This window comes from Pseudomonas sp. S2_A10, assembly GCF_054668465.1.
On the sequence record NZ_CP162773.1, the window covers coordinates 4727290 to 4753257 of the forward strand.

Consider the following 25968-nt stretch of genomic DNA (forward strand, 5'->3'; position numbering starts at 1 on the left):
CTCAGTTGATGACGATGCTGCCGTCCACTTGCTGACGGTAGATCGTGTAGGGCAGCAGCAAGGTATCTAGGGCGCCGGAGACCACGGCGTCCACCAGCACCACCGGAATCGCCGCGTTGCGGTGATCATCGGGATCGATGCCTGAGGCCAGCGGAGCGTTCAGCGTGCAGAAGTCATAAGCGAGGCCGCTGTAGATTCTCGGTACCGCGCCGCAATAACTTTTCTGCTGCTTGAGTCCGTCAACGGCAGCCTGATCGTTGCGCGCTACTGTTTGAATCGTGCCACAGCCGCCGAGCAGCATGCCGGCCAGCAGTATTGCCTGAATTTTCATAGCGCCATTCCTTAGCCGCAAAAAAACCCAATCTACCCTGATCATTGGTAAAAGACACCTACGCCATCGGTGGCAGTCGCCGCTTGACCGGGGTCTTCTTGACGATCGCGGTGTTGGTTTCGGCCAACGTATTCAGTCGGTCGAGCAGGGTATCGAGCTGCTCCATCGAGCGCACGTGCAGGCGGGCAATAAAGCAGTCGTCGCCGGTGACCTTGTCGCACTCGGTGAACTCCGGGATCGACATGATCTGCCGCTCAACCTCCTGCAGTTGCCCTGGCAGCGGCCGCACACGGACGATCGCCTGCAACTGATAGCCGAAGCATTTCGGATCGATCTCTACCGTGTAGCCCTTGAGCACGCCACGTTCTTCCAGACGCCGCAACCGCTCGGCCACGCTGGGCGATGACAGGCCGCTGATCTGCGCCAGCGCTTTGAGCGAGCGACGCGAGTCTTCCATCAGCGCGCTGATAAGGATCTGATCGATATCGTCAGTCACATTCAAACTCCGGATTAGGCAAGGGGCGCAAATCACCCTCGATAAAAAAGGCAAAAACCAAGTTTAGCCTGCTTTATGCGCTGGAGCAGCCCGAGGTGCGCTTGGCATACTTTTGCCATGCTTCGCTCACAGCCTCAGGAGAAGATGATGGACAACGCAATCCGCCGCGGCTCGCTGGAAATGACCGCCGCCATGCTCATATCCGGGACGATCGGCTGGTTTGTGCTGGTGTCCGGGCAACCGGTGCTCGACGTGGTGTTCTGGCGCTGCGTGTTCGGCGCCGGCACCTTGCTGTTGGTCTGCGCCGCGTTCGGATTCCTGCGTCCGGGGATTCTGACCCGCACAACGTTTCTGCTGGCGGTGCTCAGTGGAATGGCGATTGTCGGCAACTGGGTGCTGCTGTTCGCATCCTATTCCCGCGCCTCGATTGCGATCGGCACGGCTGTCTATAACGTACAGCCGTTCATGCTGGTCGGCCTGGCGGCGTTGTTCCTCGGCGAAAAAATCACCCTGCAGAAGCTGTTCTGGTTGGCGATTTCGTTTCTGGGCATGCTGGCGATTGTCAGCGCCCATGGTACCCAAGGCGAGAGCGGCAATGACTATCTGCTGGGAATTGCTCTGGCGTTGGGCGCGGCGTTTCTGTATGCGATTGCCGCACTGATCATCAAGCGCCTGACCGGCACGCCGCCGCACCTCATCGTGCTGGTTCAAGTGTGCACCGGTGTGTTGTTGCTCGCGCCGTTCGCGCATTTCGATGCGTTGCCACAAGGCGTCGATGCGTGGGCCAGTCTGCTGACTCTCGGGATCGTGCACACCGGTCTGATGTACGTTTTGCTGTACGGCGCGATTCAAAAATTGCCGACGGCATTGACCGGCGCGCTGTCCTTTATATATCCGATCGCGGCGATTTTCGTTGACTGGTTCGCCTTCGGCCATCGCCTCCAATTGCTGCAATGGATAGGCGTCGCAGCGATCCTGCTGGCGGCCGCCGGCATGCAACAAGGTTGGGGCGGGAAAGCCCGGCGGCTGGCGGCGCAGTAAGGATCAGATGTTCCAGCGCGGTGCGGTCGCTGCCAGGCGCTGGCGCATCTCGCTGATATTGGCCGCCAGTTGTCGGGTCAACATCCGGTAGCCGTCGAGCGTATTGGCAACCGGCGCATCAAGGTCCACTGCTGGCAGCTCCATCGGTCGCTCCAGCCGTTGCGAGGCCCCGGTTTTCAACGCGCGAGCCATGCCGATCAGCTGCACACGAATTTGCCGGTGCTCAGCCTTCAGTGCCGTTTGCAGATGTGCCGTGGCCTGCGGGTCGCTTGCGTTGGGGCGGATATTGCCGAGGATCTCCAGCGTGCTGATGCACATGCGCAGGTTGCGCTGAATGGCGTCGAGCTCGGTCATGGAAATTTTCACTTCCTTGGACACCGACGGCATCAGCGAGCGCAACTGCACCATCACCGCACCGACCTTGCTCATCAGCCGCACGTGTTCGTCGGCGCTGACCGCTTCACCGTTGATGATGCGCCCGTACACCGTGGCGCAGTCGCGCAAGGCATCGGCGAGGTTGTAGCGCCACGAGTAGACCGCGTACAGCGGCAGGGCGAAGGAAAACGCCAGGGCGAGGGCGATGCCGATCAGGATGTCGACGCCGCGCCACAGACCATCGGTGATCGGGTTGTCGCCATGCCCGGCGACGATGAACACCGTGATGGCGGAGAGCAGGGCGGTGTAGCCGCCCTTGCCAATCGCGTGATACGAGAAAAAGCCACAGACCACGGCCATGGAAAAGTAGGTCAGCCACGGCATGCCCAGCCAGGCGTGCTGCGCCACCAAGGCCAATCCGACCCCCGCACCGATCAGGGTGCCGATGGCGCGCTCGGCGGCTTTTTTGCCGATGTTGCCGTGGTGCTGCAAACCGCCGATCACCACCAGCATGGTCACTGACGCCCATTCGCCGTGGGGCAGATTGATGCCAGTGGTCAGCAGAATCGTCGCCAGCAACCCCAAGGCCACCCGCACGGAATGGATCAGTCGGGCGTGACGGTAGCGCCGATACGGGTCCAGCAACGGACGCAGGATACGGCGCAACAGCGGTGGCAGGCGGTGGGTGCTGTAAGTAGTCAGTGCGAACCTCGTACGTCAGTCAAATCAGTGGAAGGGGAAAATGTAATTCATCCAGGCGGACATGCGCAGCAGGATTTTGCGCATCGCGCCGATGTGGTGAAAGTGCTGACTGTAAAGCGCCGCTTGCCCGTAGGCGCCGCCCGGCATGAGCGCGCTGTATTCGGCGAACGCCGGATCGGTTATCTCGATGATCACCGGCACGCGTCCGGCCGGTGGCGAACCGGTGTAGCTGATCAGGGTACCGGAAGGTTGCACCTGGCCCTCGGCGATCACCCCGATCACACTTTTCACCCGACCGGCAAAGACCTTGCCGGGAATGCCATCGAAGGCGACTTCGGCCTCGTCGCCCACGGTCAGACGCAATAGGCTGTTCTGGCGCATCCAGGCGGCGAAGTACTGACCTTCCTGCGGAATAAACACCATTGACGGGCGCAGCGGCAGCTTGCTCGCCATCATCCCCGGTCGCAGCGAAACGTGGGTGACGAAGCCTTTGCTCGGTGCTCGAACCACGGTGTTGTCCAGCTCGAACTGCGCATTGTCCAGTTGCGCCTGCAGATCGTCGGTGCGGGCGATGGCCGCGTCCAGTTCACGCTGGGTGCCGAAGTTGCGGCGAATCAGTTCGGTGATGCGGTAGCGGTCGCCCTTGGCTGCAACCAGTTGCGCCTTGAGCGATTTCAGGCGGTTCTGGAAAGGCGTGGGATCGATGCGAAACAGCACGTCGCCTTTTTCCAGGGGTTCGTTGCCCTTTACCGGTACGTCGATCACCTGGCCACTGATGATCGGAATAACCGGCACCGAGACGAAGTAGGAGCGCGCCACCTCAGAATAGGGATGGTTGTAGTTCATGGTGAAAATCAGCGCGCCGATGATCAGCACGCCACCCAGGACAGCGGTGGGCACCGTCCATTTGTTCAGCGGAATGCGGAAGATCTTGAAAATCGCGACGCAGAGCGCGGCATACGTGAGGATGAGCAACAGATCCATGCTCAGATCCCCCGGCTGTCAGAGTGAGGCGCAACCGGCGACTGCGCTTCCAGCCGCTCGATCCGGGCTTGCAGCTCGACGACCTGTTGCTCCAGTTGATCGACGTGATTCTGAATGGGTTTGCCATCGCCGAAACCCCAACCGCGATCCTCGCGATAGGCCATCGCCCAGATCCACAGAAATGGCCAGAGTGCATGCAAGGTGAACAGACTGACCCAGCCAGTGGCATGGATCGCGTCCTGGTGCGGGTGGTTGCGGTGGACAGCGATCTCGTACGGAATGTCATGCAGCACGATAATCCCGTAAAACAGCACGAGACCGACAAAAACCAACAGACCCAATGCAAAGTAATCGAGCATGGTCAGCCTCCCGGGCATCCAGCAATGCTGGGCTCAGTGTAGTCACTGAATTGCCGGGTAGCTGACGGATCGGCAGGATCATTCAATCCTGCCGATCATCCATCAAAAGATGTAATCGGTGGTCAGGAAACTCGAATCACGCCCGCGAATGATCTCGCTGATCAGGCCCTTATTGCTCTCCTGGAATTTGGTCGCCACCAGGGTGCGGATCGAAAACACTCGCAATGCATCGTGAACCGACAGCGTGCCTTCGGCAGAGTTTTTGCGGCCGTTGAACGGGTAGGTGTCCGGGCCGCGCTGGCACTGGGCGTTGAGGTTGATCCGCCCGACCTGGTTGGCGAAAGTGTCGACCAGCCGGCCGACGGCCACCGGGTTGGTGCCGAAGATACTCAACTGCTGGCCGAAGTCCGATTCCAGCACGTAGTCGATCACGGTATCGAGGTGGCGGTACGGCACGATGGGCACGACCGGACCGAACTGTTCTTCCTGATAGACGCGCATTTGCGGATTCACCGGATACAGCACTGCCGGGTAGAAGAACGAGGCGTGGGACTCGCCACCATTCGGGTTGACCACCTGTGCGCCTTTGCTTTGCGCATCCGCGACCAGCCCGTGCAGATAATCGACCTTGCCCGACTCCGGCAGCGGCGTCAGCGCCACGCCGCTGTCCCACGGCATACCCGGTTTCAGCGTGGCCAGTCTGGCGTTGAATTTCTCGATGAAGCTGTCGACCACGTCTTCATGCACGAAGAGGATTTTCAGTGCGGTGCAGCGCTGACCATTGAACGACAGCGAGCCGGTGACCGCTTCGCTCACAGCGTTGTCGAGATCGACTTCGGGCAGGACGATACCCGGGTTCTTGGCGTCCAGACCCAGAGCAGCGCGCAAACGGTGTGGTTTCGGATGCAGCTTCTTCAGGTCACTGGCAGCCTTGTTGGTGCCGATGAAGGCGAAGATGTCGATCTTGCCGCTGGCCATCAGCGCGCTGACGGTCTCGCGGCCACTGCCGTAGATGACGTTGATCACACCGCTCGGGAAGCTGTCGCGGAAGGCTTCGAGCAACGGCCGAATCAGCAGCACGCCGAGCTTGGCCGGTTTGAACACCACGGTGTTACCCATGATCAGTGCCGGAATCAGCGTGGTGAAGGTTTCGTTCAGCGGGTAGTTGTAAGGCCCCATGCACAAGGCGACGCCGAGCGGTACGCGGCGAATCTGACCGAGGGTGTCCTGCTCCAGCTCAAAGCGGCTGGAACGGCGGTCGAGTTCTTTCAGGGCATTGATGGTGTCGACGATGTAATCGCAGGTGCGATCGAACTCTTTTTCCGAGTCCTTGAGGTTCTTGCCGATCTCCCACATCAGCAGCTTGACCACCGCCTCGCGCTGCTCGCGCATGCGGCCGAGGAATGCTTCGACGTGCTGGATGCGTTCGGCCACGCGCATGGTTGGCCACAGGCCTTGGCCGCGATCGTAAGCGCGAACGGCAGCGTCGAGAGCGGTGAGCGCGGTGTCGGCATCCAGCAGCGGCGTGCTGCCGAGGATCACCTGTTCTTCGCCGTTTTCGCTTTTCAGATAGACCGGGCTGCGCACCTGCGCGAGTGGGCCGTCCCAGCGGCGCAATTGGCCATCGACCAGGTATTCACGCTGCTCGACCTGAGCGTCGAGGCGATATTTTTCCGGGATGTCGCTGACCGAAGGGAACAGGTTGCCAAGGATGTTTGCTGTGGTCATGTCACTACCCTGTGTTGAAGTCGGCGTGCCGATTGAAAGTCTTGTGAAGGTTATACGCCTGAACGGGCCGGGATTTAACCCCGTGAATGTCACGCGAATGTCACGCAACGGTGCAACCACAGTCCACCTTGTGGGAGCGAGCCTGCTCGCGAAGGCGGCGGCACATCCAACATCCTCATCGCCTGACACAGCGCTTTCGCGAGCAGGCTCGCTCCCACGGTCGATCATCTACATCCGTCAATCCATCTTCGGTAATGAAGCTTTTATGACAAAAGTTCGGTAGCCCTTTGCCAGTCCGGTCATGCCTGTGTAACGCGCTTGAGGGGCCTTTCGGGGCGCACTTTGCAAGCCGAGGCGGGACGCCGGGAGTGAGGCAATGGGGACTATGGAACGCTATTCGAAAGTGGGCATGCAGGAGCTCGATCAACGCCTGTCGAAGATCGTCGAAGCCGCGCGCAAGAAGCCGGTTTCGGTGTATCGCTACGGCGCGCCGTGGGTCTGGATCGTCTCGCAGGATGACTGGCAGGGCGCTTTGAAAGAAGTGTCCAGCTACATTCCGCCGGGCCATTCGCTGGTGTTGCTGCGCCCGCAGATCGACGATCTGCTCGACGCCCACCAGGACCTGCTGCGCGACCTCAACGCCGCGCCCGGCATGCTCATTCCCGCGCAGACGGTGATGCACATCCTGCTCCTGCAATTGCTGTATTCGGTGCCCAGCGAACAGCAGCTCTATGAACAGCTCAATTACAACCTGCTGTTCCGCTGGTTCGTCGGTCTTGGCCTGAACCAGAAGGTCTGGAGTTTCACCGCCCTCAGCCGTGACATCGCCACGCTGCTCAACGAGCCGCGCGCGGTGCTGCTGATTCAGAAAATCATCGGCGAAGTGTTCTGCGGTGCCTTGCTGCAAATGCCCGAGTTCTCGCTGAACTTTGCGCTGTTGCACACCTGGCTGGGCAAGCACGCCTGCGCCACAACGATCAGCAATTGACGCAGCACACCGGGCGCTAACGCCCACAGGTCATCGCGAATTTCAGGGGGTAATGTGGAACGGATTTTCACGTCACGGCTGGCGCTGTGGGGCTGGCTGCTGGTGACGGCGGGCGCGCAGCCAGCGCTGGCCGAGGAGGGCACAGAAGCGCCCGCCGCGCAGCGACTGGTCGACGTCAACGAATACTTCGTGCGCGGCAACACCGTGCTTGATGCGCGGGCGATCGAAGAAGCGGTGTACCCGTTTCTCGGCCCGCAGAAAGCCTTGAGCGACATCGAAGGCGCCCGCGATGCGTTGCAGAAGGCCTATCAGGAGCGCGGCTATCAGTCGGTGTTTGTCGAGCTGCCCGAGCAGGCCGTGGCCGATGGCATCGTTTATTTGCAAGTCAGCGAAACCAAGGTCGGCCGGGTGCGCGTGGTCGGCGCCAAACACTATTCGCCGCTGGATATCCGCGACAACGTCCCGGCGCTGAAAGAAGGCGAGGTGCCGGACTTTGCCAAAGTCCAGGGCGAACTCGCGCAGCTCAACAAGACACCCGGTCGCCAGGTCATGCCGCTGGTGCGTGAAGGGCAGCGCCCCGGCACCATGGATGTCGACTTGCAGGTCGAAGACCAGAACCCATGGACGGCCAGCGTCGGCCTCAATAACGACTACAGCGCCGACACCGAAAAGCTGCGCAGCGTCACCAGCCTCGGTTACAACAACCTCTGGCAGCTCGGTCACAGCGTCAACCTGACGTTCTTCACCGCGCCGCAGGAAACCGACAACGCCAAGGTCTGGTCCGGGTCCTACACCGCGCCGCTGAGCGAGCGCTGGAGCGTGCAATTCTCCGGTTACCAGTCCGACAGCAACGTCGCCACCATCGGCGGCAGCAACGTGCTCGGCAAGGGTCACAGCTACGGCGTCGCGGCAATTTACACGCTGCCCTCGAGTGGCAACTGGTCGAACTCGCTGTCGGCCGGCATCGACTTCAAGGACTTCGACGAGCGCCTGAGCCTGTCCGGCGAAAGCGACAAGGTGCCGCTCAAATACGCGCCGTTCACCTTCGCCTACAACGGCTATCGCTACAGCGAAAAGAGCCAGCTCGGTCTCGGTCTGAGTTTGGTTGCCGCCACGCGCAGCGTGTTCGGCTACGGCAGCGACGACGAAGACTTCGACTACAAACGCTATCGCGCCAAACCGGGTTTCGCCGTGCTCAAGGGCGACACCAACTACACCTGGACCTTCGACAGCGACTGGCAGAGCGCAAGCAAAGCCGCATTCCAACTCGCCTCGGGGCCGCTGGTTTCCAACGAACAATTCTCCGCCGGTGGCGCCACCTCGGTGCGCGGCTATCTCGCGGCTGAACGTACCGCCGATGACGGCTACCTGCTCAGCCAGGAATTGCGCACACCGTCGCTGGCGAAATTCGCCGGCACGTGGATGCAGGACTGGCGCTTCTATGCCTTCGCCGAAGGCGCGCAGTTGTACCTGCGCGACGAACTGCCGGATCAGGACGCCAATTACGCCCTGGCCAGCGTCGGCCTCGGCACCCGCGCCAGCCTCAGTAAATGGCTGTCCGGCAGCCTCGACTGGGGCTACCCGCTACTCGAAGGGCCGAACACCTCAAAGCAGGAATCGCGCCTGCACTTCAACCTTCAAGCCACTTTCTAACGGAGCACGTCCATGCAACGCCTCTTCCTTTCGTTGTTGATCTGCCTGGGCTTCGTGCTCCCGGCCACGGCTCAGGCCTGGTGGCAGGACGACTGGCATTACCGCAAACAGATCGCCGTCGACACCACACCGCAGGGCGCGGCGATCAATCAGGCCCTTGGCCGCACCGCGCTGCTGGTGCGCCTGCACACCGGCAACTTCACCTTCGACGGCGTGAAAGAGGACGGCTCCGATCTGCGCTTCGTCGCTGCCGACGACAAGACCGTGCTCAACCACCAGATCGAAAGTTTCGACGCGCTGATGGGCATGGCGCTGATCTGGGTCGATGTGCCGAATGTCGAGGGTGGCCAACGTCAGGACATCTGGATGTATTACGGCAACCAGAAAGCCCCGGCTACCGGCAACGGCCAACTGACTTTCGATCCGAATTACACCGCGCTGTATCACTTCGACGGCGCCACCGGCACCCCGGCGAAAGACACCACGGCGTACGGCAACACCGCGCAAAGCGCGACCGGCACAGCGATCGATGGCGTCGTCGGCCGTGCGTTGCAGTTCAGCGGTCAACCGTTACTGCTGCCGGCCAGTCCTTCACTGCAACACAACGCCGGCAGCGCGTTCACCTTCAGTGCCTGGCTGCGTCTGGATCAGGCCTCTGGCGAGCAACTGATTCTCGCTCGACGCGAAGGCTCGCAGAGCCTGTTGATCGGCGTCAGCCAAGGCCTGCCGTTCGTGGAAATCGACGGCCAGCGCGCCGCTGCCGCCCAAGCGCTGGCGCCGGGGCAATGGCAACACCTCGCACTAACCGCCGAGGGCTCGAAAGTCACCCTGTACATCAACGGTCGCGAGAGCGCTGCATTGGCCCAGGCGATGCCGGCATTCAACTCGGTCATGGCCATCGGCGCTGATCTGCAGGAAGGCGCGTTGCAGCCATTCTCTGGCGCCATCGACGAACTGCGCCTGTCGAAAATTGCCCGACCTGCTGCGCTGTTGCTGGCCGATGCCACCTCGCAAGGCGCCGAGTCGAAACTGGTCGCTTACGGCGTCGATGAAGAACAATCCGGCTTCGGTTTCGGCAGCCTCGGCTTCCTCCTCAACGCGGTGCCGATCGACGCTTGGGTGATCATCGCCGTGCTGGTGCTGATGATGTTCCAGTCGTGGATCATCATGCTACGCAAGAACCGCAGCCTCAGCCGCGTCACTGCGGCCAACGAAGACTTTCGCGTGCAATTCGCCAAGGTCGGCACGCGTCTGGAGATGTTCGCCGACGACGCGCAACTGGCTCAACGTCTGCAGCATTCGTCGCTGTGGCGCCTCTATCTGGTGGCGGTCAAAGAGATCCGCACCCGCCGCGAGCAGGGCGCCGATACCTCGTCGGTTTCCGCCGCGACCATCGAAGCCATCCGCTGCTCGATGGACGGTGTGCGCACCCGCGAGAACCAGCAACTGAGTTCGAAACTCTCGACCCTGTCCAACGCCATCGCCGGCGGTCCGTATATCGGCCTGCTAGGCACGGTGCTGGGGATCATGGTGGTGTTCCTCGGCACGGCGATGGCCGGCGACGTGAATATCAATGCCATCGCGCCGGGCATGGCCGCCGCTCTGTTGGCCACGGCGATGGGCCTGTTCGTCGCGATCCCGGCGCTGTTTGGCTACAACCGCCTGATCACCCGCAACAAGGAAGTCAGCGCCGACATGCGCGTATTCGTCGACGAGTTCATCACCCGTCTGGCGGAGATGCACGGCGAGAGCCAGTTCAGTGAGGCGTCGCACCAGCGCGGCCATCACGCCAACCACTCCGTACCGGCCTGAGGAGCACTGCCATGGCGTCCGTAAATGCCTCCCACGACGATGATGACGATGCCGCAGTCGACAGCATCAACATCACTCCGCTGGTCGACGTGCTGATGGTGGTGCTGGTGATGTTCATCCTCACCGCCACCGCGCAGGTTTCCGGGATCCAGATCAACCTGCCCAAGGCCAGCGCTTCGGTGTCGCTGTCGGAGGCCAAGACCAAGGCGATCTCGGTCAACGACGGCGGCCAGGTGTTTCTCGATGCCTATCCCGTGACGTTGGCGGAGCTGGAAGAACGCCTGCGCATCGAGAAAGCGCAGAGCCCGGATTTTCCGGTGATCGTGCGCGGCGATGCGACGGTGCAGTACCAGAAAGTCATCGAAGTGCTCGACCTGCTGCGTCGGCTCGAACTGTCCCAGGTCGGTCTCGTCACCGGCAAACCGAGTCAGGGCTGAGTCATGACCGCACAACTCCCGATCGAGCCGCCGCCAGTGAAAAAGACGCCGTTGCGCTATGTGAAGTGGGGCGCCGGATTGCTGGTCGGCGCACTCGCCGCGTGGTTCCTCTGGCAGTGGGCCAACGACATGGCCGGCGTGCGTCGCGAAGCGCCGAAGGTGCCGACGATCATTCCGTTGCCGCCACCGCCACCACCGCCGCCGGAGAAACCGCCAGAGCCGGAAACGCCGGTGGAAGAAAAAGTCGTCGAGCCTGAGCCAACGCCGGAGCCGGAGGAGGTCAAGCCTGAAGAAGAAGCACCGCCATCGCCGGCGGACGACCTGGCCAACCCGATGCAAATGGACGGCGACGCGCAGGCCGGCAGCGACGCTTTCAACATCGGCGCGGGCAAGGGCGGCGGCATGGCCGGTGCTGGCGGCGGGCGTTTGGGTACGGGCACGTACAGCCAGTTTCTCGCGTTCACTTTCCAGCGTTTGCTGCGCGAGAACCCCGAGCTGCGCAACCTCGCATTTTCGCTGCAGGCCGATGTGTGGCTGAGCAGCGTCGGCGAGATCACCCGTGTCGAGCTGATCAAGTCCAGTGGCAACCCGCAAATCGATACCCAGGTGCTGGCCGCTTTACGCGGTGCGCCAGCCCTCAGCGAACGGCCTCCGGCCTCCATCACTTTGCCCGTGCGCCTGTCCCTGCAAGGGCGGCGTCCGGGTTAATTCACTTATTCAAGCTTTGGCAAAAGGAGTTGTGTGCAGATGATTTCCAACGTGAATCGATTGTCCCTGGCGGTCGGCATGGTCATTGCGACCCTGGTCGGTCAGGCGATGGCAGCGCCTGCGCCTTCGGAGAACGCCACGATCAATCTGATCCGCTTGCTGGTCGAGCAGGGCATTCTCAAACAGGACAAAGCCGACGCGCTGATCGCCCAGGCCCAGAACGAAGCGGCGCAGGCCAAACAGGCTGCCGCGTCCACTGCCGTAGCGGCCGGGCCGGTCGCCGCGCCGGGGGATGTGCGCGTGCAATACGTGCCGGCAGCGGTGCGCGACCAGATCCGCGATCAGGTCAAAGCCGAGGTCATGGCCACCGCCAAACAGGAAAACTGGGCAGCACCGAATACCTTCCCGGACTGGGCCTCGCGGATCAGCTTCGACGGCGACATTCGCCTGCGAGACGAATCGCGTTACTACTCGGGCAATAACAGCAACGAAATCGTCGACTTCGCCAAGCTCAACAACAATGGCCCGTACGACGTGAACCCCAACAGCAGCACCAGCCTGCCGCCGTTGCTCAACACCCGTGAAGACCGGGAAAACCTCTTTCGCCTGCGCGCTCGCCTGGGCATGAAAGCGGTGATTTCGGAGGAATGGACCGCCGGCATTCGCATCGGCACCGGTTCGGACAACAACCCGGTATCGACCACGCAGAACCTCGGTGGCGGCTTCGCCAAGAAGGACATCTGGCTCGATCAGGGTTACCTGAGCTGGAAGCCAACGGACGAACTGACCCTGACCGGCGGGCGCTTCGCCAACCCGTTCATGTCCACCGACATGCTCTATTCCAACGACCTGAATTTCGACGGTGTGGCAGCGATCTTCGACCACAAGCTCAACCGCGATTGGGGGGTGTTCGGCACCGTCGGCGCATTCCCGGTGGACTACACCAACGACACCTCCAGCAGCAACGGTTTCGACAAGGAAGAGAGCGACAACAAGTGGCTGTACGGCGCGCAGCTCGGCGCGAAATGGGCGATCAATAGCAACAACCGCCTCAAAGGTGCGCTGGCCTATTACCGCTTCGACGATATTCAGGGCCAGCGCTCCAGCCCTTGCGAACCGTGGGCCGGCGCGCCGGGCTGCGACAGCGACGGCACCCGCGCGGCGTTCATGCAGAAGGGCAACAGCGTGTTCCTGCTGCGTGACATCACGCCAAACCCGCTCAACCCGAGCACTACGCCGCAACCGCAATTCGTCGGCCTCGCGTCCGAGTTCAACCTGCTCGATCTCAACGTCGTGTGGGACGCCGACCTGCCGCAGGACTTCAAACTGCGCAGCCAGGGCCACTACATCCACAACCTCAGCTACGACGAAGGCGACATGCGCAAGCGCTCCGCCGGGCAGATCGTCAACAACCTCGACAGCAACGGCGAGATCGAAAGCGGCGCCAATGCGTGGATGGTGCAGTTCACCCTCGGCAACGCGCTGGACCTCAAACGCAAGGGCGACTGGAACCTGTTCGCCGGCTACAAGTACATCCAGCCGGACGCCTTGCCCGACGGCTTCAACGACTCCTCGTTCCACCTCGGCGGCACCAACGCCAAGGGCTATTTCATGGGCGGCAACTACGGCCTGGCGAAGAACGTTTCCGCCACGGGTCGCTGGATGAGCACCGAAGCGGTGTACGGCGCACCGTTCGACATCGACGTCTTGCAGCTTGAGATCAACACGCGCTTCTAAGGCGCCGGGAGAGCTTTATGAACACGCGTTTTCTCGCGCTGGGCCTGGGTTTGCTGCTTGCCACCGGGGCGAGCGCCGAAGGCATGGAAGAACGCTTGCGCACGCAATTGCGCAGCACCACCCAGCAATTGCAGGCCCTGCAAAGCCAACAGGCCCAGGCCAGCGCCGCGCAACTGGCGGCGCAGAACGAAGTCAAGGCAGCCCAGGCGCAAATCAAGCAATTGACCGCCGAACTGGCCAAGGCCAAAGGCCTCGCCGAGCAACTCGCCGGGCAGCAACAGAGCCTGCACAGCCAGGCTCAGGCGCAAGTGGCGGCCAGTGCCGAGCAAACCGGCAAGTTCAAAAAAGCCTATGACGAATTGCTGGTCCTCGCTCGCGGCAAGGAAGCCGAACGCTCGAAGCTGCAAGCGCAACTGGCGGAACGTGACACACAAGTGCAGCAATGTTCAGCCAAGAATCAGCAAATGTACGGCGTCGCCAAACAGATCCTCACGGCCTACGAAAACATCGACGTCGCCGAAGTGATGAAGATCCGCCAGCCCTTCGCCGGCAGCGCCCGGGTCAAGTTCGATGAACTGGCCCAGGGCTTCGGCGACGAGCTGTACAAAACCCAATTCGACGCGCCGCAAGCGGCGATCGCTCACTGATAGCAAGGAAGAAAGCCATGACTCAATTGATCACCCACGTTTCCCCGCAATCACTGACCGACGTCCTGCAAGCCGCCGGTTACCGCGTCAACCAGAGCGAACAGAACGGCATCGTCCAGTTGCTCAGCGCCAGTCAGGGCATCGGCTACGCCGTGCGTTTCGGCAACCCGGCGGTGGAGCAGGGCAGCTTTGTTGATTTCACCTTCAGCTGTGCGCTGCGCGTGCAGGGCGACTTGCCCCAGGGCGTGGCCGAGCAGTGGAACGCTACGCGGCGGTTTGCACGGTTGTCGTTGCAGGGTGAGTTTCTGCTGATGGAAATGGACGTGGTCGTGGCCGCAGGGGTGAGCAACGAGCACCTGCGCGGCAATCTGGAGTTGTGGGATCGCCTGTTGCAGGAATTCATCGTTTACCTGCGCGATTTTAGCCAGACCGCTGCTGTGCAACCCGCCAAATCCGCTGTCGCCGAAGCAGAGGAAGTCGCACTGTGAAAAAGCCTGCCATGGTGATCGGCGCCGGAGCGGTGGCGTTGTTGGTGGTGGCCGTGGCGCTGGTGCTGCGACCGGGCAGTGATCCGGTCGCCGCCCAGCAGCCGTCGCCGTTGCCGGCGGTTGCAGCCGGGCCAGCAGTCGCGCGGTTGGGCAATCAGCAGGTTTCGCCAGAGGAATTGCAGGCGCTGCTGGCCACCGTCCCGGCGCAAACCCGCGAGCAATTGCGCGGTAACCGTGAGGCGCTGGAGCGCTGGATTCGTGCGCGGCTGACCGAGAAAGCGGTGCTGGAACAGGCCGATGCGCAGGGTTGGGCGCAGCGTCCGGACGTCGCCCGGCAGACTCGCGCAGCGACTGAGCAAATCGTGTTTCGTGATTATTTGCGCTCGGTGAGTCAGGTGCCGGCGGAGTATCCAAGCGCAGCTGAATTGCAGCAGGCGTACGACGCCGGCAAGGCCAATTGGCAGACGCCGCCGATGTACCGGGTCAGTCAGATTTTCCTTGGCGTCAGTGACGCAGCGAATGTGGAAACGGTGCGCAAACAAGCCGCTGAATTGAGCAAGAAGGCGCAATCAGCACCGGCTGATTTTGCGGCGCTCGCTACGCAATATTCGCAGGATCGCGTCACGGCAGAGCGGGGCGGTGATACCGGCCTGCAACCGTTGCAACAACTGGTGCCGGAAGTGCGCAGCGCCGTGGCGCGGCTCAAGGTGGGCACCGTGTCAGATCCTGTGCAAAGCGCCGACGGTTTTCATGTAATCAAACTCACCGAACAGCAACCGGCCCGCACCGCGACGCTGGAGGAACTGCGCGACCAACTGACCCAGGCCCTGCGCGCACAACGCCAGGAACAGATCGCCCAGGCTTATCTGGACGGCATGCTCAACACCGCCACCCTGAGCATCGACGGTGCCGAACTGAACAAAGTGATAGGTAACTGACACACAGTGTTTCTGTAGGAGCTGTCGAGTGAAACGAGGCTGCGATCTGTTGATTTTGCTTTTAAAGATCAAAAGATCGCAGCGTGCCGCAGCTCCTAAAAGATTTGCGTAACGACACCACATTAGATCGACAGGGAGTCATCAATGTCATTCACCGAACCCGCAGGACGCTCGGGCACTGCTGATTTCCAATCGCCCCCATCCCGCTCCGAACCCTGGCTAAACCAGGCCGCGACCATCGACAGCGAAGTCGCCCAATACTTCCTGGTCAGTGCTCGCTGCGGCTGCTTCATGCAAGCCGCGCGCAGCCTCAACGTGCGCTCAACTGTATTGCGCAAACAACTCGCGCAACTCGAACAGCAACTGCAACGCAGCCTGTTCAGCTTCCAGGGCAGCGCCCTCAGCCTGACCCGCGAAGGCCAACAGTTGCAGGCCCGACTCATCACCCTGGCCCACGAACGCAAACTCCCGGTCCTCGAACAACCGCTGATTCGTCTGGCCGTCGCCGAATCCATCCTCCACGACATCCTCGGCCGCGACCTCATCGCACTGCTGCGGCGCAATGCCAGTTTGCGCCTGGAAATCATCGCGCTGGACAGTGAGCTGGCCCTGCGTGCGGTCAGTGCCGACATCGTCCTCTGGCTCGCAACCGGGGACACCCCAAATCCCGGCCCCACCTTCGCCACCAGCGAACCGCAACACCTCGTGCGGATCGACTATCTGCCGCATATCGCCAAGCGCTACTCACGAGTGACAGCGCGACCGGAAACGCCGGAAGATCTGGCGGATTTCATGCTTGTGCAATGGCAGCATGACCGACATGTTGAGAGCTTTCGGCCTTGGAATGAGTTGGTCGAGCAGCGCTTGGCCGGGGTGGTACAGATGCAGTCTTATGAATTGATGCTCGAGATGATCCGCTGTGGCGCCTGCATTGGCTTGCTGCCGGCATACATGAGCCGCTTCGACCGTGGCCTCATCGCACTGCCCGGATTATTCGCCGAACCGATGCAGCTACACGCGTGGCTCGCCGTCAACACCGACTCGCAAAACTCCCCCGAAATCAAAGCCCTCACCGACCTCATCCAGCAAACCTTCAACGAACGCCACGAATGGTTCCAGCCTTAACCCGACCCCCTGTAGGAGTGAGCCTGAACTGGCCTAATGATTTTGGACACTTCAATCAGGCGCTATGATGGCGTCCAAATCTGAGGTGTTCGGATATGCGTAACTCTTATTCAATTGAATTCAAACTCAAGGCTGTCGGCATGGTATTGGACGAGGGGATATCGGTTCCCGAAGTCTGTGCCAGTCTAGACATCGGCCCTACCGCGTTGCGTCGCTGGGTCGCCCAGGTTCGCAAAGAGCGCCTGGGTACAACGCCGGTGGGGGCCAAAGCGATTACAGCTGACCACCGAGAGATTCAAGAACTCAAAGCCTTGCTCAGGCAAAAAGACCGGGATATTGAAATCCTAAAAAAAGCCAGTGCTCTGCTGCTATTGGACGCCAAAGATCATTCTCATTGATCAATGAGCTGGCAGAGCTATACGGCGTTAACGACTGTTGCCGTGTGTTTGATGTTTGCCGCAGCAGCTTTTATGCCTGGCGTCAGCGCCAAGGCAAGGTGAGTCCTGAGCGGGAGAAACTCAAAGCCATGCTGGTTGAGCATCATAAGGAATCGAGAGCATCGGCCGGGGCACGCACCCTTTCCCGGGAACTACAGGCCAAAGGACATCGAGTCGGGCGGTACATGGCTCGTAGTTTGATGCGTGAAGCCGGAGTGACTAGCCGTCAGCGCCGGCGCCATAAATACAAATCATCAGGCGTAGAGGCTTTGGTCGCACCGCACGTGCTCAAGCGCCAGTTCGATGTCACATCAATCAATGAGGTGTGGTGCGCCGATGTCACGTATATCAAGGTCGGCACCCGGTGGATGTATTTCGCTGCGGTTTTGGATCTCTTCGCCCGCCGACTGGTGGGTTGGGCGTTTTCAATGATCTCGGATGCGGAACTGACCTGTGAGGCCTTACGAATGGCCGTTGAGTTGCGAGGCAGACCTAAAGACGTGCTGTTTCACTCCGATCAAGGCTGCCAGTACACCAGCCATAAATTCAGGAATGAGCTGCTAGCGCACGGGCTGAGGCAGAGCATGAGTCGCAAGGGAGAGTGTTGGGACAACGCACCGATGGAGCGTTTCTTTGGAAGTCTGAAATCGGAGTGGGTACCTGAAGCGGGGTACCGCTCCGAGTACGAAGCACGGGTTGATTTGCAGCGCTACCTAATGCGCTACAACAACACCAGACTCCATAGCTACAACAACTACCGGTCACCGGTCGCCATGGAGAAAATGGCGGCCTGAAAAACCCTAACTGGTGTCCAATATTACTTGACCAGTTCAGCCTGCTCGCGAAAGCAATCCGCCAGTCGAAGCCTCAGTAACTGACCCACCGCCTTCGCGAGCAGGCTCGCTCCCACAGGAATCTTCATTGCTTACGCGTTGATCGTTCCCACGCTCCGCGTGGGAACGCAGCCCGGGACGCTCTGCGTCCCCACCAGAGCTGGAACGCGGAGCGTCCCTTGAGGCATTCCCACGCAGAGCGTGGGGACGATCATCAAATCGGCGGTGTAACCGCCGCCGTGTGAGCGACACAAATCTCCTGTGGGAGCGGGCTTGCCCGCGAAGGCGTCGGCACTGCCGGCGCCTGACTCAGAGCCCGTCGCGAGACCCGCTACTGCGGCAACTCCAGATTATCCAGCACCCGATTCACCGCCAGTTCCCCGAGCATGATCAACTGCGCAATCCCCATCAGCATTCGGCGCTGCGATGGTTTGACCAGCCCGGCGAATTCCTGGGCGATGGTTTTCGCGGAGGCGAGGGTTCGCAGGCGTTGGCCAGCAGGTTTTCGTTTTTGGTGTCAGCGCTGACGGCGTACATGGCTCGGTTAAATAAATCCGTCCCCTTTGTGCCTTTGTGTAAGGGCAGCCTCTTTTATTGCTAACGAATGTTTTAGGCCTATGGGCAGGATCAGTTGCGGGGGCGGTATCCTATTGACGGCGCCAGAATGTTCGGAGTCGTTCCATAGCCCCCACTTGATAAGATTCCGGCGCGATTTATGGACGCTATGGTCGTAAAATTGCCGCCATCCCACAACATTGTCGTGCACCAATAGTGATAGGTTGCGTCCCCTGGATCACTATAAAAGCTGACTGAAACAGTCTGCGCCAGAGGGTTCGGCTCATTTGGGTGTGGGGCCGCAGGGAAAAGGGTTGCTCCTATAGATCGCATCCATGCAAGCGATTGTGCATAGCTGATTTTTTGCCGATTACATACCAGTTCATATACGTTCGAGCAGCTGACTGTGTAACTCACATGGTCATTGTGGGCATCATGGGCGGTAATTTCAGTTGTGCCATTTCTAATTGATATAACTTGGCCGGTTGTTGTGTCAACAGAGGCGACATTCGGATTGGAGGAACTATATCTATAAGGGGGTATCCCTCCCTGTGCTTTTCTTGTTTGATGGGCTTTCGGGTGTATATATGCTGTTTTATCGCAAGGTGCTGAGTAAGGAGAGGCCGCTAGATAGAACTGGAATCCATCAAGGGACATAGTGGTTGGATCGATCTCAAGCGTGGTCGTCACTGTCAGATTCCGCACCTCGGAATACACATCGCCGTCGTGATACAACGATCTCGCAAATAACCGGTGCTTCCCTTCAGCAACAGTTACTTCCCGTGTCCAGATTCCCGTCAGCGGGTCGGCCGTCGCTCGGCCTTTGGCAACCGTGCTCGACCCATCATCATCGAACACCTCGATATCCAGTCCCTTACTGGCAGTTCCCGACAACGTTAAGCTAGTGCTGACCGTCCATCCCCCTTCCAGCACTTCCTCACCGTTCGAGTCCAATACCCTGTCCAGTGTCGGCACAACCAGTTCCATAGACTTGATCGTGTAAACCCGATCCGGAAATTTCACTGCGTTCGTTTCGATATTGCTTTTGTCGAGCGCCACCAGGTACTTAAGCGTCAGTGTCGTGCCATGCCCCAATTGAACGAGATAACTGTTTGCCAGCGTCTGTGGCCAGAATCCCTGGTTGATCCAAGTGCTGTTGACTCTAGCTGGCAACCCAGCCCAGAGAGTCAAGTCATGTGCAGTGCCATCAGCCTTCTTGCCCTCTAGCCGCAGCCAGCAGGGCTGTTCGGCTTCAATCAAGGTATGCAGCAGCGCATGAATGGTTGCGTTTTTGGTGCCAAGCGCCGTTATGTCGAGAAAATTGTTGGCATCGGCCTCGACAATTTTCGGGGAGTTCAAAGCGGTTGCCGGCAGCGGCAGAATGTCCAGCAGCAACACAGCCGACTCCACGGGTTTGTCGTCGCGGTCGATAAAATAACTGACTGCAACCCGTTGGCCCAGGCTGTAGGCGAGCACCGAGCGCGGTACCGCAATCTCCAGGCCGGCACTGACCAGCCGAGGCGGGCTTGGGTAGGAGCCTTCAGGGACAGCCGTCGCGCCTTGCCAGTTCACCCACAACGTGTCGGTGGGCAGTAACGAACCCTGCGGTACGAGGACTCTGATTTCCGGAGTGGTCGGACTGAACTGATTGCCGTTCATGCCACGGACGGTGGGTGCCAGCAGAGAAAGGCGACCGAGGTGAATGTCCACGCGCTTTTCACCTGACATGACGGCATTGCCCAATTGGTCAAATACTCTGAATTCCGCCACAGCATTCGGGTTGTCACCGGCACGCTGGAAGGTATCGGTGAGCAGGGTCAGGTTGATCGGGGCCGGCGCGTCGGGCACGTCGAAGCGCACGGTGGTATCGCCGAGCGCAAAAACGATGGAGTCGAAGTGGCGTCGGTTGGTGTAAGTAAACGCAAATGTCACACCTCGTGCGGCGAGCTCCGGCCCCACGCCTTCACGTACTACTTCCGGCGGAATGATCAGATCCAGAGATTCCGGCAGACGCAAATGGTAGAGGGCTAGCGTGTCCCGAGACGATTCATCGTTACCTCCTACGCGCGTGACCTTGTAATACAGGCGATTGACGCCCTGATTGAGCCAGCCGTGGGGCAAGTACAAGCGCACCCGCTGTTGTTCTTCGCCCGGGGCAACGGTCTTGCCCGTTACGGGAGTAGGGTTGTCGTTGACGTACAGATCGACGCGGTCATCAGCGGCCATGGTCCAGGAAGCGAGCTGCATTTCCGTCCACGGATCTATCAGACATTCCAGGCCCTGCGTCTCGCCATCGTAAAGCACCTTGGGAATCCCGCCTTGGGCAATGCCCTGCGGCTTCACCGGTGTGACCCAGCCCCTGATGATGACCGGATACAAGACAAACAATTCGTTGAAAATCGAAGACTGGATATCCATGGAAGCGCTCCCTGAGAATTTTGCCGTGCCGTGCCGTGCCGTGCCGTGCCGTGCCGTGCATTGAATGGGATCCATCTCACTCCAGTTTGAAAAAAAGCACACCTGTCAGATCTGACAGGTACAGGCGGTATTCAGACGAGCGGTCGAGCCGGCTCTTGTTTGCGCGGTTGTTGTGGGAGCGAGCCAGCCTGCGAATTTGTCGTAATGTTCGGTTGCAATGCTGACTGCTCCGACGCTTTCGCGAGCAGGCTCGCTCCCACAGGAATCTTCATTGCTTACGCGTTGATCGTTCCCACGCTCTGCGTGGGAATGCAGCCCGGGACGCTCTGCGTCCCCACCAGAGCTGGAACGCGGAGCGTCCCTTGAGGCATTCCCACGCAGAGCGTGGGAACGATCATCAATCACTGGTTAATTGAATCTGTCCCTTTTGTGCACCCGATGACGTCAGCCCAACCACCATATCCATTACTTAATAAATCGCAGTCATCGCGGCAAATCTGCATGATGTGCCAACGATTACTTATACATTCGGACGCTGTCAATTTGAAAGGCACCGACCGTCCCCAGATAACTTCCATAAATTTCTACAAGGTCAATTCCTCCTTCTTCTGTAAGTTGGAGTGAGTCCGATGTGTTGCCGGCAAGGTAATGGATTGGTATGGTTTTTATTAATGCATTGTCTCGATAAATGCGTATATGTCCAGGTGCTCTGATTGTGGAAGAGTGCATTAATAGTGTGATTCTTTTATAGCTCCTTTTAAGTTGCATGCGGCATATTTGGTTTTCGTAAATGAAGCTGCCTGATGTGAGTGCGTGACCTGTCGGGTAACCAGGTGCGAAGCGATAATTCTTTTGGATGCTAACGGTTCCAGATATAAACATGGTCGGAGTTTCCGTTGCAGGCCCGGTAGGCAAGTCATCAAAGGTTTCTTCTACATAGTTAACGATTGTTAGTTTGTGGAAATTTGATACATGGCCGTCGCTGTATTTGGATTTGGCGTGGAAGTTGTGAGCACCCAGTTGCTGGTCAAACAGTCGCAGCATCCACGTTCCATTTATCGCCTCGGCTGTGGCATCGCCTTTTGATTCAACGCTCGTACCATTATCATCAAATATTTCAACCTTCAAACCCTTGCTTGCCTTGCCCTTGAGTGTCAATGTCGTGCTTGCGGTAGTTTGGCCGCTGGGAATGTCCATACCCATATCGTCAATTATATTAGTTAGGGCGGGTATCACCAGCGCCGTTACCGTAAGCGTCCATGTGGCTGAGCTTTGTCCTGGGCCGTACTTCACCTCTGCCGTAAAACTATGTTTTTTTTCTGTCAGCCCTGTGATTTCCAGAACCCATTTGCCCGTATTGGTATCCGCCGAGGATTCTGCTACATACTCGCCATTGTCCAGAATCTGGACTTTCTCGCCCTTCGCCGCTGTGCCAGTGAGGTCCACAGCCGTTTCAACGATGACGCCTCCATGACTAATCTCATTGCCACTCGGAGAGCCTTTAACCGAATCAATCGTCGGCGCAACATCCGCTGTCACCGTAAAACTCCGCGCGTCAGAATCCACCTCACCACCGTGATACAACGATCTGGCAAATAACCGGTGCTTCCCTTCGGCAACAGTTACTTCCCGTGTCCAGATTCCCGTCAGCGGGTCGGCCGTCGCTCGGCCTTTGGCAACCGTGCTCGACCCATCATCATCGAACACCTCGATATCCAGTCCCTTACTGGCAGTTCCCGACAACGTTAAGCTAGTGCTGACCGTCCATCCCCCTTCCAGCACTTCCTCACCGTTCGAGTCCAATACCCTGTCCAGTGTCGGCACAACCAGTTCTACAGACTTGATCGTGTAAACCCGATCCGGAAATTTCACTGCGTTCGTTTCGATATTGCTCTTGTCCAGCGCCACCAGGTACTTAAGCGTCAGTGTCGTGCCATGCCCCAATTGCACGAGATAGCTGTTAGCCAGCGACTTCGGCCAGAAGCCTTGCCTGATCCAAGTGCTGTTGACCTTGGCCGGTAATCCTGCCCAGATCGTCAGATTATGCGCAGTGCCATCAGCCTTCTTACCCTCAAGCCGCAGCCAGCAGGGCTGTTCGGCTTCAATCAAGGTATGCAGCAGCGCATGAATGGTTGCGTTTTTGGTGCCGAGCGCCGTTATGTCGAGAAAATTGTTGGCATCGGCCTCGACAATTTTCGGGGAGTTCAAAGCGGTTGCCGGCAGCGGCAGAATGTCCAGCAGCAACACAGCCGACTCCACGGGTTTGTCGTCGCGGTCGATAAAATAACTGACTGCAACCCGTTGGCCCAGGCTGTAGGCGAGCACCGAGCGCGGTACCGCAATCTCCAGGCCGGCACTGACCAGCCGAGGTGGGCTTGGGTAGGAGCCTTCAGGGACAGCCGTCGCGCCTTGCCAGTTCACCCACAACGTGTCGGTGGGCAGTAACGAACCCTGCGGTACGAGGACTCTGATTTCCGGAGTGGTCGGACTGAACTGATTGCCGTTCATGCCACGGACGGTGGGTGCCAGCAGAGAAAGGCGACCGAGGTGAATGTCCACGCGCTTTTCACCTGACATGACGGCATTGCCCAATTGGTCAAATACTCTGAATTCCGCCACAGCATTCGGGTTGTCACCGGCACGCTGGAAGGTATCGGTGAGCAGGGTCAGGTTGATCGGGGCCGGCGCGTCGGGCACGTCGAAGCGCACGGTGGTATCGCCGAGCGCAAAAACGATGGAGTCGAAGTGGCGTCGGTTGGTGTAAGTAAACGCAAATGTCACACCTCGTGCGGCGAGCTCCGGCCCCACGCCTTCACGTACTACTTCCGGCGGAATGATCAGATCCAGAGATTCCGGCAGACGCAAATGGTAGAGGGCTAGCGTGTCCCGAGACGATTCATCGTTACCTCCTACGCGCGTGACCTTGTAATACAGGCGATTGACGCCCTGATTGAGCCAGCCGTGGGGCAAGTACAAGCGCACCCGCTGTTGTTCTTCGCCCGGGGCAACGGTCTTGCCCGTTGCGGGAGTAGGGTTGTCGTTGACGTACAGATCGACGCGGTCATCAGCGGCCATGGTCCAGGAAGCGAGCTGCATTTCCGTCCACGGATCTATCAGACATTCCAGACCCTGCGTCTCGCCATCGTAAAGCACCTTGGGAATCCCGCCTTGGGCAATGCCCTGCGGCTTCACCGGTGTGACCCAGCCCCTGATGATGACCGGATACAAGACAAACAATTCGTTGAAAATCGAAGACTGGATATCCATGGAAGCGCTCCCTGAGAATTTTGCCGTGCCGTGCCGTGCCGTGCCGTGCCGTGCATTGAATGGGATCCATCTCACTCCAGTTTGAAAAAAAGCACACCTGTCAGATCTGACAGGTACAGGCGGTATTCAGACGAGCGGTCGAGCCGGCTCTTGTTTGCGCGGTTGTTGTGGGAGCGAGCCAGCCTGCGATTTTGTCGTAATGTTCGGTTGCAATGCTGACTGCTCCGACGCTTTCGCGAGCAGGCTCGCTCCCACAGGAATCTTCATTGCTTACGCGTTGATCGTTCCCACGCTCTGCGTGGGAATGCAGCCCGGGACGCTCTGCGTCCCCACCAGAGCTGGAACGCGGAGCGTCCCTTGAGGCATTCCCACGCAGAGCGTGGGAACGATCATCAAAGGCCCGCTACTGTGGCAACTCCAGATTATCAAGCACCCGATTCACCGCCAGTTCGCCGAGCATGATCAACTGCGCAATCCCCATCAGCGTTCGGCGCTGGGATGGCTTGACCAGTCCGGCGAATTCCTGGGCGATGGTTTTCGCGGAGGCGAGGGTTTCGCAGGCGTTGGCCAGAAGGTCTTCGTTTTTGGTGTCGGCGGTAACGGCGTACATGGCGCGGGGGCTGAACGGCGGTGGGGTCGAGCCGGGTGGGCAGAAGTAGTGGTCGAGGGCGCGGTCGGCGGCTTGGTGAAGTTTTTTTGAGTCGAGGGATTCGTAGGGAGAGGTGGGGTCGGTTTGGGGTGGGTTGGGTGTGGGTTTGATCATGGTAAAGCTCCTAGAGTCGACGGAGCTGCCACCTTTCGCTGCGATACGAAATGGTTGGTGGCAGCTGTACGCGGGTCGCAGACCGGGACTCTAGAACCGGCAGACCCGAAGGTCTCCCACGTACAGCCGCCATAAAAACAGCGGGTGTTGTGCGTCCAGAGATCGACGGGCTGCGAGACCCGATCGCTGATTCGTCAGCGACCGCACCACAATAGAACCCGCCCCCAAGGCGCACAAGCCGGCGGATTCTGGCTTGGCTGTAGGCAACGACGCAAGGATTTGTAGCCTGGAAGGCGTGTCAGCAGGTGTCATTTAAACAGCGGTGGTTAAAAAGCAAAAAATTGGCGACAGCACGGTAGACGTTTTTGCCGGGAAGCAGGTGTTGGCTATGAGGTCGCTTTCGCGAGCAGGCTCGCTCCCACAGGAATCTTCAGTGCTCACAGGGGTTGTGCCCGGGCTGGATCAAAATGTGGGAGCGAGCCTGCTCGCGAATGCAATCTGCCAGTCGAGGCTTCAGTGACTGGCCAACCGCCTTCGCGAGCAGGCTCGCCCCCACCATTGCCGCTCGCCAGATTCCAGATCAGCGGTTTAGAGTGACCAGCCACACGCTGATCACGGACCGATCCCATGTCAGACCCAACCTCCACGATCCATCTCGAACGCTCCAACGAATCCCACCTCGAAGGTATCACTGCGCTTTACAACGACCCCGTCGTTGCACGGCAAGTGCTGCAAATGCCGTTTCAATCCACCGAGGTCTGGCGCCAGCGACTGCAGGCCGACAACGAGCGCGCGCTGAAACTGGTGGCGCTGCATCAGGGCGTGGTGATCGGCAATCTCGGTCTGGAAGCTTATTCACGCATGCGCCGCGCCCACGCCGGCAGTTTCGGCATGGCAGTCGGGGCGGCTTGGCAGGGCAAGGGCGTGGGATCGATGTTGTTGGCGGCGGCGCTGGAGGTCGCCGATAACTGGATGAATCTGCACCGCGTCGAACTCACGGTCTACGCCGATAACGAGGCAGCCATCGGCCTCTACCGCAAGTTCGGTTTCGAGACCGAAGGGCTGTTGCGTGATTACGCGGTGCGCGACGGACAGTGGGTCGACACCCTGAGCATGGCCCGTATACGCAATAGCCCGAAAGCCTGA

General features: G+C 59.6%; 23 protein-coding genes and 1 pseudogene. 14 read left to right on the top strand and 10 right to left on the bottom strand.

Annotation, left to right across the window (positions count from 1 at the left end; genetic code table 11):
- Position 1: 1 nt before the first annotated feature.
- Positions 2 to 331, bottom strand: a complete 330-nt coding sequence (locus AB4N41_RS21315; RefSeq protein ID WP_130910296.1) for a YceK/YidQ family lipoprotein — start codon at positions 329 to 331, stop codon at positions 2 to 4.
- A 58-nt stretch (positions 332 to 389) separates the two neighbouring features.
- Positions 390 to 827 (bottom strand): Lrp/AsnC family transcriptional regulator, encoded by a 438-nt coding sequence (locus AB4N41_RS21320; protein ID WP_056785725.1) that lies wholly within the window; start codon positions 825 to 827, stop codon positions 390 to 392.
- Positions 828 to 974: 147 nt separating this feature from the next.
- Between AB4N41_RS21320 and AB4N41_RS21325 the strand changes: the two genes are divergently transcribed.
- Positions 975 to 1868, top strand: coding sequence for a DMT family transporter (locus tag AB4N41_RS21325; RefSeq protein ID WP_460138000.1), 894 nt, complete (start codon positions 975 to 977; stop codon positions 1866 to 1868).
- A 3-nt stretch (positions 1869 to 1871) separates the two neighbouring features.
- Here the strand turns inward: AB4N41_RS21325 and AB4N41_RS21330 are convergent, their stop codons facing one another.
- The 4 genes from AB4N41_RS21330 to AB4N41_RS21345 all read right to left on the bottom strand — a co-directional run bounded on the left by AB4N41_RS21330 (position 1872) and on the right by AB4N41_RS21345 (position 6016).
- On the bottom strand, positions 1872 to 2912 hold the full coding sequence (locus AB4N41_RS21330) for an FUSC family protein (RefSeq protein ID WP_243242787.1): 1041 nt from the start codon (positions 2910 to 2912) through the stop codon (positions 1872 to 1874).
- Between the two features lie 57 nt (positions 2913 to 2969).
- Complete coding sequence (locus tag AB4N41_RS21335; RefSeq protein ID WP_016774598.1) at positions 2970 to 3929, bottom strand: HlyD family secretion protein; 960 nt, start codon at positions 3927 to 3929, stop codon at positions 2970 to 2972.
- Positions 3930 to 3931: 2 nt separating this feature from the next.
- Positions 3932 to 4288 carry a DUF3302 domain-containing protein gene (locus tag AB4N41_RS21340; RefSeq protein ID WP_095179895.1) on the bottom strand — a complete coding sequence of 119 codons (357 nt, stop codon included), beginning with the start codon at positions 4286 to 4288 and terminating at the stop codon, positions 3932 to 3934.
- Between the two features lie 102 nt (positions 4289 to 4390).
- Positions 4391 to 6016 (bottom strand): NADP-dependent glyceraldehyde-3-phosphate dehydrogenase, encoded by a 1626-nt coding sequence (locus tag AB4N41_RS21345; RefSeq protein WP_252878111.1) that lies wholly within the window; start codon positions 6014 to 6016, stop codon positions 4391 to 4393.
- Between the two features lie 376 nt (positions 6017 to 6392).
- Between AB4N41_RS21345 and AB4N41_RS21350 the strand changes: the two genes are divergently transcribed.
- From AB4N41_RS21350 to AB4N41_RS21405, 12 genes are all read left to right on the top strand, one after another.
- On the top strand, positions 6393 to 7004 hold the full coding sequence (locus AB4N41_RS21350; RefSeq protein WP_095179898.1) for a transposase: 612 nt from the start codon (positions 6393 to 6395) through the stop codon (positions 7002 to 7004).
- 54 nt (positions 7005 to 7058) lie between these two features.
- Entirely contained in the window at positions 7059 to 8657 is a 1599-nt protein-coding gene (locus AB4N41_RS21355; protein WP_095179900.1) for a ShlB/FhaC/HecB family hemolysin secretion/activation protein, read from the top strand.
- Between the two features lie 12 nt (positions 8658 to 8669).
- Positions 8670 to 10469: a DUF2341 domain-containing protein gene (locus tag AB4N41_RS21360; RefSeq protein ID WP_252878112.1), complete on the top strand. Its 1800-nt coding sequence runs from the start codon at positions 8670 to 8672 to the stop codon at positions 10467 to 10469.
- A gap of 11 nt (positions 10470 to 10480) precedes the next feature.
- On the top strand, positions 10481 to 10906 hold the full coding sequence (locus AB4N41_RS21365) for an ExbD/TolR family protein (protein WP_003201710.1): 426 nt from the start codon (positions 10481 to 10483) through the stop codon (positions 10904 to 10906).
- A gap of 3 nt (positions 10907 to 10909) precedes the next feature.
- Positions 10910 to 11614: an energy transducer TonB family protein gene (locus AB4N41_RS21370; RefSeq protein WP_150635408.1), complete on the top strand. Its 705-nt coding sequence runs from the start codon at positions 10910 to 10912 to the stop codon at positions 11612 to 11614.
- A gap of 39 nt (positions 11615 to 11653) precedes the next feature.
- Positions 11654 to 13351, top strand: a complete 1698-nt coding sequence (locus AB4N41_RS21375) for a putative porin (RefSeq protein WP_252878113.1) — start codon at positions 11654 to 11656, stop codon at positions 13349 to 13351.
- A 17-nt stretch (positions 13352 to 13368) separates the two neighbouring features.
- Positions 13369 to 13998 carry a DNA repair protein gene (locus tag AB4N41_RS21380; RefSeq protein ID WP_252878114.1) on the top strand — a complete coding sequence of 210 codons (630 nt, stop codon included), beginning with the start codon at positions 13369 to 13371 and terminating at the stop codon, positions 13996 to 13998.
- Between the two features lie 17 nt (positions 13999 to 14015).
- The gene (locus AB4N41_RS21385; protein ID WP_056785756.1) at positions 14016 to 14486 is read left to right on the top strand and encodes a YbjN domain-containing protein; all 471 of its coding nucleotides are present in this window, start codon (positions 14016 to 14018) and stop codon (positions 14484 to 14486) included.
- Entirely contained in the window at positions 14483 to 15424 is a 942-nt protein-coding gene (locus AB4N41_RS21390) for a peptidylprolyl isomerase (RefSeq protein WP_252878115.1), read from the top strand. The genes AB4N41_RS21385 and AB4N41_RS21390 overlap by 4 nt, the downstream gene beginning before the upstream one ends.
- Before the next feature lie 144 nt (positions 15425 to 15568).
- A complete protein-coding gene (locus tag AB4N41_RS21395; RefSeq protein WP_252878116.1) occupies positions 15569 to 16549 on the top strand; it encodes a substrate-binding domain-containing protein in 981 nt (326 codons plus the stop codon).
- A gap of 95 nt (positions 16550 to 16644) precedes the next feature.
- Positions 16645 to 16947 (top strand): transposase, encoded by a 303-nt coding sequence (locus AB4N41_RS21400; RefSeq protein WP_252876575.1) that lies wholly within the window; start codon positions 16645 to 16647, stop codon positions 16945 to 16947.
- The gene (locus AB4N41_RS21405; RefSeq protein WP_041475818.1) at positions 16944 to 17780 is read left to right on the top strand and encodes an IS3 family transposase; all 837 of its coding nucleotides are present in this window, start codon (positions 16944 to 16946) and stop codon (positions 17778 to 17780) included. Before AB4N41_RS21400 ends, AB4N41_RS21405 begins: the two co-directional genes overlap by 4 nt.
- Before the next feature lie 370 nt (positions 17781 to 18150).
- Here the strand turns inward: AB4N41_RS21405 and AB4N41_RS21410 are convergent.
- From AB4N41_RS21410 to AB4N41_RS21425, 4 genes and pseudogenes are all read right to left on the bottom strand, one after another.
- Positions 18151 to 18362: pseudogene (locus AB4N41_RS21410) on the bottom strand (DUF6124 family protein); the annotation flags it as partial.
- An 84-nt stretch (positions 18363 to 18446) separates the two neighbouring features.
- Positions 18447 to 20792, bottom strand: a complete 2346-nt coding sequence (locus AB4N41_RS21415) for an Ig-like domain-containing protein (RefSeq protein WP_460138002.1) — start codon at positions 20790 to 20792, stop codon at positions 18447 to 18449.
- Between the two features lie 516 nt (positions 20793 to 21308).
- On the bottom strand, positions 21309 to 24059 hold the full coding sequence (locus AB4N41_RS21420) for an Ig-like domain-containing protein (protein ID WP_460138003.1): 2751 nt from the start codon (positions 24057 to 24059) through the stop codon (positions 21309 to 21311).
- A gap of 403 nt (positions 24060 to 24462) precedes the next feature.
- The gene (locus AB4N41_RS21425) at positions 24463 to 24822 is read right to left on the bottom strand and encodes a DUF6124 family protein (protein WP_252878118.1); all 360 of its coding nucleotides are present in this window, start codon (positions 24820 to 24822) and stop codon (positions 24463 to 24465) included.
- A 627-nt stretch (positions 24823 to 25449) separates the two neighbouring features.
- Between AB4N41_RS21425 and AB4N41_RS21430 the strand changes: the two genes are divergently transcribed.
- Positions 25450 to 25968, top strand: a complete 519-nt coding sequence (locus tag AB4N41_RS21430; protein WP_252878119.1) for a GNAT family N-acetyltransferase — start codon at positions 25450 to 25452, stop codon at positions 25966 to 25968.